This window comes from Cellulomonas citrea, from assembly GCF_009829685.1.
Lineage (GTDB): Bacteria > Actinomycetota > Actinomycetes > Actinomycetales > Cellulomonadaceae > Cellulomonas > Cellulomonas citrea.
The window spans coordinates 1-7,713 of record NZ_VWSD01000139.1 but is presented as its reverse complement, the minus strand read 5'-3'; the positions used below and the strand labels follow the sequence as shown (position 1 = coordinate 7,713).

Below are 7,713 nucleotides of genomic sequence, written 5' to 3'. Positions count from 1 at the left end.
CGGGCGACCTCGGCGGCCAGCGCGGCCGGGGCGTCGGCCAGTGCGGCGCGGGTACCGGCGAGCGTGAAGCCGACCGATCCGGTGGCCGACCGCACCTCGATCTCGTCGGCCACGGCACGGACCGCGGCGAAGCCGACGCCGAACCGGCCGACCAGCCCCGTCTCGTCCCGTTTCGCCGAGGCGCGCATCGAGGCCAGCGCGGCCACCCCGGCGGCGTCGAGCGGCGCCCCGGTGTTGGCCACCGTGAGCAGCAGGCCGTCGTCGTCGACCTCGAGGCGCACCAGCAGCCGGCCCGGGACGCCGGCGCGCACGGCGGCGTCGGACGCGTTCTGCGCGAGGTCGACGAGCACGCGGTCGCGGTAGTAGCCGCGGGCGTGGTCCTCCTCGGTGTTCGCGTCCTCACGCAGACGCGCCGGTGAGCTGCGCCAGGTCCCCAGGACGGCGGCTCGCAGGTCCGCCGTGCCGAAGGGGTCCGCGCTCACCCCGCAGGCTGCTCGGTCTCGTCGATCGCGACCGAGGACGTCGGCTCGACGGACGCGTCGGGCTCTGCGGGCTCGGTCACGGCGTCGACCGGCTCGGTGAGCTCGACGACGTCGGCCGCCGGCTCCACCTCGGCCACCACCGGCTCGACAGCCGGGGCGACCAGGTCGAGCCGCAGGTCGTCGATGAGCGGGTCGGGCTCGGGCCACTGGGTGGCCTCGGGCTCCACATCGGTCTGCGAGTGCGCCCCGCAGCCGTGGTCCAGGCTGACGACGCGCCCGTCCTCCGGCGACCACTCGTTGGCGCACACACCGAACACCTGACCGAGCGAGCCCTGCAACGACACCAGGAACCCGCAGGTCGAGCAGGCGGCGGTCGCGGCCAGCGCACCGGCCGACGTCGGCCCCTGCGCACCGCGGTACCAGCGCATCGCGGCCTCGTCGCGGCCGGCCGGCGACAGGATCCGCTCGCGGGCCAGCGCGAGCTCGTCGATCGCGACCAGGTCCTGCTCCTCGTCCCCGCTGGGTGTCCAGCCGGGCACCAGACGCGGGTCGTCGGCCCGGAACGGCAGCACGTCGCCGGGGCCGATGTCCCCCGGCTGCAGCCGCTGCGACCAGGGCAGCCACTCCTTGGCCAGGATCGCCTCCGGGCCGGGCAGCAGCACCGCCTCGCACACCGTCGCGACACGGCCGCGCGGCACCCGGGCGAGCGTCACGGTCCACTGCCAGCCGCGGTAGCCGCGGGCCTCGCACGCGAACCGGTGGCTCACCAGGCGCTCGCCGTCGAGCGTGGAGCCGAGGTGCTCGCCGACGTCTGCCGGCTGCTCGGCGATCTCGAGCGCCGCCTCACGTGCCAGGTCGACCGCCCGGTCGAGCACCGCGTCCTTGGTGGCCATCTCAGGCCTCGAAGTCGTCGGCGACGGCGCGCAGCAGCTGGGCGTACTGGGTGGCGCGGGCCTTCTCCGGGTAGCGCCCGCGACGCAGGTCGTTGCCGACCTTGTCGAGCAGCTTGATGAGGTCCTCCACGACGATGGCCATCTCGTCGGCCGGGCGACGACGCGCCTTCGCGACCGACGGCACCGGGTCGAGCAGCTTCACGGACAACGCCTGCGGACCGCGCTTGCCGTCGGCCACGCCGAAGTCGACGCGGGTCCCGGGCTTGGGGGACTCCACCCCGGCCGGCAGCGCGGACGCGTGCAGGAAGACCTCGCCGCCGTCATCGCCGGCGATGAATCCGAAGCCGCGCTCGGTGTCGAACCACTTGACCTTGCCGGTGGGCACCTGGCACCTCTGTGAGTCGGTCGCGCCCCGGATGGGCGCGGCTGGTCACCAGGGTACCGGGCTGCGCGGCACGCACCCCCGCGCCGGCACCACCGGATCAGCGCCGGGTCCGTCGACCCTTGAGCGCGACCTGCCCGATGAGCTCGCGCCCCTCACGCAGACCGGTGAGCCAGGCCACCGACACGGCGAGCGGGCTGAAGTCGTCGCCGAGGTCGACCGGCTCCCCGCGGTCGGCCGCCTCGAGGTAGGCGTCCAGCGCATCGCACATGGCCCGCACCCGCACCGGCGGCGGCGGCACGCCCAGCCACCGGTCGGCCTGCTCCGGGGTCAGGTCGAGCAGCTGGGACCACAGCCGCACCACCGCCGCGGTCGCCGCCAGCAGCGGATCGTCCGGGCACAGCAGCTGGGCGGCCCGGCTGCGGGCCACCGCGAGCAACGGCAGCTCGTCGTCGTCGTGCCCCAGCTCGGCGACCATGTCGAGCACCAGGATCGAGTGGAAGCGCTGGCGCCCCACCAGCGCGATCGCCCGCACCAGGTCGGTGACCGGCAGCCGCACACCCGTGACGTTGTTCACCGAGCGCAGCAGCCGGGCGGCGATCGCCGGGTCGGCCGAGGCGAGCCGGGCCAACGAGCGGGTCGAGGAGCTGGGCACCGACAGCTTGTGCAGCAGCGTGGACGCCGTCGGGTTGTGGTGCGCCAGCGACTCGCGTGCCATCACGGCGGGCCGGCTCAGCAGGTAGCCCTGGAACAGGTCGAAGCCCAGCCCGACGGCCAGGTCACGGTCCGCCGGCGTCTCGATGTGCTCGGCGACCAGCTGGACGTGCGGGGCCCGCTCGCGCACCTGCTCGACGAGCCGGGTCAGCGCCGGCCCGGTCACGGCCGACAGGTCGATCTTCACGTACCCGCACAGGTCGGTGTAGGTCAGGCGCGGGTCACCCGGCAGCACATCGTCCAGCGCGATGGTGAAGCCGCGTGCGACGAGGCGTTCGAGACCCGCCCGCACCTCGTCGTCGACGGGCACGCGCTCCAGCAGCTCGAGCACCACCTTGCCGGGGGTGAGCGAGACGGGGAGCTCCCCCACGACGAACGAGCGCGGCAGGTTGACGAACAGCAGGTCCTGGCCGCCGATCTCGTCGAGCGCGAACTCGGTGGTGACCACCGAGATCACGGTGGCCGTCGCGAGGTCGTCGTCGAAGTCCGCACCACCCTCGCCCGACACCTCCGCGGTGCGGCTCGGGCGGAACAGCGCCTCGTGCCCCACCAGCCGGCCGGAGGCGTCCTGGATCCGTTGCCGGGCGACGCAGACGGTCAGACCGATGTCGGGCAGCCGCGTCAGACCCCCGTACCCCGTCCGTCGCGCCACGCCGTCCCCCTGCTGTCACCGATGTCGAGGAACGAATCGGCATCGGTGGGGCGAAGTTGACCGAGCGGGTCGAAGTTCGCCCGGCACGCATCTGCGCTGCTCAGCGGCATGAGCTCGGCCCAGGGTCGGGCTCGGCCCGCGACCTCGGCCCGCGACCTCAGCCCCGGGGCACCAACCGTGCCAGCAGCGCCCGGCCCTCGGCCAGTCCGGTGAACCAGGCCAGGGACACCTCGAGCGGGTCGAACGGGGCCAGGTCCGTCGGCCGCTCCCCGCGGTCGGCCGCGTCGACGTAGGCGTCGAGGGCGTCGCACGCCGCGGCGACCGCCGGCTCCGGCCGGGCCAGGCCCAACCAGTCGGCGATCCGTGCCGGGTCTGCCGCCAGGAGGTCGGCGCACAGCCGCACCAGCGCCTCTGCGGCGGCCTCCTGCGGCCGGTCCGGGCAGAGCATCTGGGCGGCATGGGTCCAGGCCACCGCCCGCACCGGCAGCTCGTCGTCCCGGTGCCCGAAACCGGCCACCAGGTCGAGCACGAGCAGCTGACGCAGCCGCTCGCGACCGAGCAGCGCGAGCGCCTGGGACAGGTCGACCACCACCCTGCGCGCACCGCTGGCGTTGTTGACCGCACGCAGCACCTTGACGGTGATGCCCGGGTCGCTGGCGATCTGCTCGACCAGCTCACCGGTCGACGTCCCGGCATCCATCACCAGGGCGAGCAGCCGCGCCGCCGTCGGCGCGTGCTGCGCGAGCGCACCGCGACCGACGACGGCGGGCCGGGACAGCAGGTAGCCCTGCAGCAGGGTGAACCCGGCGGCGACGGCCTGCGCCCGGTCGGCGGGGGTCTCGATCCGCTCTGCGACCAGCCGGGCGCCCGGGGCGACGGCGCGGATCTGGGCGACCAGGTCGACGAGCCGGTCGCCCGGCGCGTCGGCGAGGTCGACCTTGACGACGTCCGCCAGGTCGGCGAGCACCAGGCGCGGGTCGTCGGGCGCCATGTCGTCGAGCGCGACGAGGTACCCCGCGGCGCGCAGGTGCACGAGCGCCGCACGGACCTGGTCGTCGGGCTCGACCCGCTCCAGCACCTCGAGGACCACCCGCCCCGGCGGCAGCGTGAGCGGCAGCGAGCCCACCACGAACGAGCGCGGCAGGTTGACGAACAGCAACCCGTCACCCGCGAGCTCGGCCACGTCGAGGTATGAGGTCACCACCGACAGCACGCTCGCGGTGGCCGCGTCGTCGTCGAAGCCGGCGGCGCCCAGCCCGGAGCCGTCCGCGGCGGTCGTGGGGCGGAACAGCAGCTCGTGCCCGACGGCCCGGCCGACGGTGTCTTCGATGCGCTGGAGGGCGACCGCGACGGTGGTCCCGACGGTGGGCGCGCGACGGGCGCGTTCGACGGTGCGGCTGTCGACCATGCGGATCACCCCCAGGGATGGCGACGTCTCAGTCTCGGCACGTCGTGCTGCACTCATCGGCAGGTGTGCTCACGCACTCAACCGTTGCCCGGGTGAGTCCTGGTCCGCCCCGGGAGACGAGTCAGACGGGCTCCTCCTGCGCGAGCCGGTCCAGGGCGAGCCCGGCCAGCACCGCCGGGCCGACGGCGAGCGCGCGGTCGGCGTACCGGGCCTGCGCCGAGTGGTTGTACGGCGCGGTCGCCGGGTCGACGTCGTCGGGCGTGGCACCCAGCCCGAAGAAGGCCCCCGGCACCTGCTCGAGCACGTAGGAGAAGTCCTCCGCGCCGGGGATGGGCGAGGGCGCCAGCGCGAACGCCCGCTCCCCGAACAGACCGGCCGTCACGTCGGCGGTGCGGTCCACCTCGACGGCCGTGTTGACCGTCACCGGGTAGCCCGGTTCGTACTCGACGGTCGCCGTCATGGCGTGCGCGAGCGCGATGTGCTCGGCCACCCGCCGCACCCCGGCGGCGAGCTTGGCCCGCCCCTCGGCCGAGAACGAGCGCAACGTGACCTCGACGAGCGCCTGCGACGGGATCACGTTGTTCACCGTGCCCGCCTGCAGGTGCCCGACCGTGACGACGACGGGGTCGAACACGTCGAACTCCCGGGTGACCATCTGCTGCAGCGCCAGCACGATCGACGCGGCGACCGGCACCGGGTCGGCCGCCAGGTGCGGCATCGAGCCGTGCCCGCCCCGGCCGTGCACCGTGATCCGCGCCGAGTCGGCCGCAGCCAGCATCGGACCCGGGCGGGAGATGACGGCACCGGCCGGCAGCAGCGAGCTCATCACGTGCAGCCCGTACCCGGCCACGACGCGTTCCCCGGCGGCGTCCAGCACGCCCTCGGCGATCATGAGCTCGGCCCCGCCGTCGCCCTCCTCACCGGGCTGGAACATGAAGACCACGGACCCGGCGATCTGCTCGCGGCGGGCGGCCAGCAGCCGGGCGGCGCCCACCAGACCGGACGTGTGCAGGTCGTGCCCGCAGGCGTGCATCACCCCGACGTTCTGCGACGTGAACTCCTCACCGGTGTCCTCGGTGACCGGCAGCCCGTCCATGTCCCCGCGCAGCAGCACGGCGGGGCCGGGCCGGGCCCCGCGCAGCACGGCGACCACCGAGGTGAGCGCCGACCCGGTGCTGATCTCCAGGTCGAGCGGGGCGAGGGCGTCCAGCACGAGACGCTGGGTGGCAGGCAGCTGCAGACCGAGCTCGGGGGTGCGGTGCAGCGCGTGCCGCAGGGCCACCACCTGGGGCAGCTGGGCGGCCGCCTCGGTGCGCAGACCGGTGAGGGTCGCCGTCGACAGGTGCATGTCAGATCTCCTCGATCGCAAGGGCCGGCTCACCCGCACGGGTGCCGACCAGGGTGTCCACCGGGTACATGAGCCGGGTCGAGACCAGCCACGACCCGACCGCCGAGACGGCCAGCCCGAGCCCGGCGTACACCGGCACGAGCCGCAGCGCGTCGTTGCTCACGAGCCACTCGGCCACGTAGAGGAAGGTGCCGCCGAACAGCGCGATCGCCAGCCCGGCGGGCACCCCCAGGCCGACCGCCCGGATCGGCACCGGGAACAGCCGCGCACCGGCGACCGGTGTGACGCCCAGCTGCAGCCCGACGCAGGCGGTGAAGACCGGGGCCGCGACCAGGTAGGGCACCGCCCCGCTGGCCAGCCCCCACATGAGCGGCACGACGAGCACCGCCGCGGCGGTGAACCCGGCGCGGATCACCGGGATCGGCCCGAACCGGTCGGCCAGGAACCCCGACGCGATCATCGCGACGAGCAGCGTGACGAGGGCGGCCGTGTGCAGGCTGGTCGCAGCCTCCTCGGTGTAGCGGCCGGTGTGCGCGGCGAACTGCGGCAGGTAGACGCTGCCGAAGTAGACGCCCATCGTGGAGCCGATGGTGAGCATGAACGCGAGCGCCATCCGGGGCGCGTGCGAGCGCAGCAGCGGGCCGACGGGTTCGGCGCCCGCGGCCTTCGCCTTCTCGAAGACCTCGGACTCGGGCACGCCGCGTCGGATCCACACCGCGAGCAGACCGCACGCGGCCGCCACGGCGAACGCGATGCGCCAGCCGCCGTCCCGCACGCCGTCGGCGCCCAGGGTGGCGAGCAGCACGGCGAGCACGATCGTGCCGGCCAGGGTGCCGAGCGCGTCCCCGGAGTAGGCGAAGGCGCCGTACCGGTGGCGCCGGTCGGCCGGGGCCACCTCGACGACGTAGGTGGCCGCGGTGGCGACCTCGCCGCCCATCGCGATGCCCTGCAGCAGCCGGGCCGCCACGACGACGACACCCGCCCAGGCGCCGGCCACCGCGCTCGTGGGGGCCAGCGCGATGACGGCCGAGCCGACGGCGATGAGGCTCACCGAGGCCAGCAGACCGGCCCGTCGGCCGCGCGCGTCGGTGATCCGCCCCATGACGAAGGAGCCGACCGGCCGGGCGACGAACCCGACGGCGAACACGAGGTACGCGCTGAGCACCTGCGTCACCGCGTCCTTGCCGGCGAAGACCTGCCCAGCGAAGTACGGCGCCAGCAGGCCGTACATGGTCCAGTCCAGCGACTCGACGAAGATCCCCGCGGTGCTCGCGGTGACCACCCGCCACCGTGCAACTGCCATGAGAGCTCCCTCGACGGCACCGACCCCGCGCAGACGCGCAGGCTATCGCCCGGGTACCTCGCGCCGTCCAGCCCCCACGCGGTGCCGGTCGCACGTCGCTGACCTGCACGCACCAGCGGACGCAGCCTGCTGCCGCCGTATCGTGGTGCGGATGGTCACGTTCACCTCGGCCCTGCGGGCGCGCTCGGACGCCGAGCTCGTCGAGCTGCTGCGCCGTCGGCCGGACCTGGCCTCCCCGTCGCCGTCGACGTTCGCCTCGTTGGCGGTGCGGGCCACCAGCCGCGCGGGGCTGGAGCGCGCGCTCGCCCGGCAGGACGCCACCTGCCTGCAGGTGCTCGAGGCCGTGGTGGCGCTCGGCGAACCGGTCGACGCAGCAGCGGTGCTCGACGCGCTCGCCGGCCCGCAGGCACCGCAGGACGTGCAGGCGCAGGTCCAGCGCGCCCTCGCGGACGTGCAGGTCGCGGCCCTGGTCTGGGCGGACGAGGACGGGTTGCACGCCGCGCCCGGTCTGGCCGAGCAGCTCGGGCCCTA

Annotated in this window: 7 protein-coding genes and 1 pseudogene; 1 reads left to right on the top strand and 7 read right to left on the bottom strand. The window is 74.7% G+C overall.

Annotated elements, in window-relative coordinates:
* The 7 genes from F2B26_RS13025 to F2B26_RS12995 all read right to left on the bottom strand — a co-directional run.
* The coding region (locus tag F2B26_RS13025; RefSeq protein WP_328698680.1) for a sacsin N-terminal ATP-binding-like domain-containing protein at positions 1–482 on the bottom strand (482 nt) is incomplete at its 3' end.
* Positions 479–1,375 (bottom strand): DUF3027 domain-containing protein, encoded by an 897-nt coding sequence (locus F2B26_RS13020; protein ID WP_159810054.1) that lies wholly within the window; start codon positions 1,373–1,375, stop codon positions 479–481. The genes F2B26_RS13020 and F2B26_RS13025, both read right to left, overlap by 4 nt.
* 1 nt (position 1,376) lies before the next feature.
* Positions 1,377–1,760: a cold-shock protein gene (locus tag F2B26_RS13015; RefSeq protein WP_159810052.1), complete on the bottom strand. Its 384-nt coding sequence runs from the start codon at positions 1,758–1,760 to the stop codon at positions 1,377–1,379.
* A gap of 97 nt (positions 1,761–1,857) precedes the next feature.
* Positions 1,858–3,123, bottom strand: a complete 1,266-nt coding sequence (locus F2B26_RS13010; RefSeq protein WP_159810050.1) for an EAL and HDOD domain-containing protein — start codon at positions 3,121–3,123, stop codon at positions 1,858–1,860.
* A 157-nt stretch (positions 3,124–3,280) separates the two neighbouring features.
* Positions 3,281–4,531, bottom strand: coding sequence for an EAL and HDOD domain-containing protein (locus F2B26_RS13005; RefSeq protein WP_159810048.1), 1,251 nt, complete (start codon positions 4,529–4,531; stop codon positions 3,281–3,283).
* 121 nt (positions 4,532–4,652) lie between these two features.
* Positions 4,653–5,879, bottom strand: a complete 1,227-nt coding sequence (locus F2B26_RS13000) for a M20 metallopeptidase family protein (protein ID WP_159810046.1) — start codon at positions 5,877–5,879, stop codon at positions 4,653–4,655.
* A 1-nt stretch (position 5,880) separates the two neighbouring features.
* Positions 5,881–7,182: an MFS transporter gene (locus tag F2B26_RS12995; protein ID WP_159810044.1), complete on the bottom strand. Its 1,302-nt coding sequence runs from the start codon at positions 7,180–7,182 to the stop codon at positions 5,881–5,883.
* A 151-nt stretch (positions 7,183–7,333) separates the two neighbouring features.
* Here F2B26_RS12995 and F2B26_RS17245 point away from each other — a divergent pair.
* A pseudogene (locus F2B26_RS17245) lies at positions 7,334–7,713 on the top strand (helicase-associated domain-containing protein); the annotation flags it as partial.

What these genes read in the sequence shown, in the direction of transcription:
- F2B26_RS13020 (WP_159810054.1), bottom strand. Translation starts at nt 1,375, where the DNA reads ATGGCCACCAAGGACGCGGTGCTCGACCGGGCGGTCGACCTGGCACGT.
- F2B26_RS13005 (WP_159810048.1), bottom strand. Translation starts at nt 4,531, where the DNA reads ATGGTCGACAGCCGCACCGTCGAACGCGCCCGTCGCGCGCCCACCGTC.
- F2B26_RS13000 (WP_159810046.1), bottom strand. Translation starts at nt 5,879, where the DNA reads ATGCACCTGTCGACGGCGACCCTCACCGGTCTGCGCACCGAGGCGGCC.
- F2B26_RS12995 (WP_159810044.1), bottom strand. Translation starts at nt 7,182, where the DNA reads ATGGCAGTTGCACGGTGGCGGGTGGTCACCGCGAGCACCGCGGGGATC.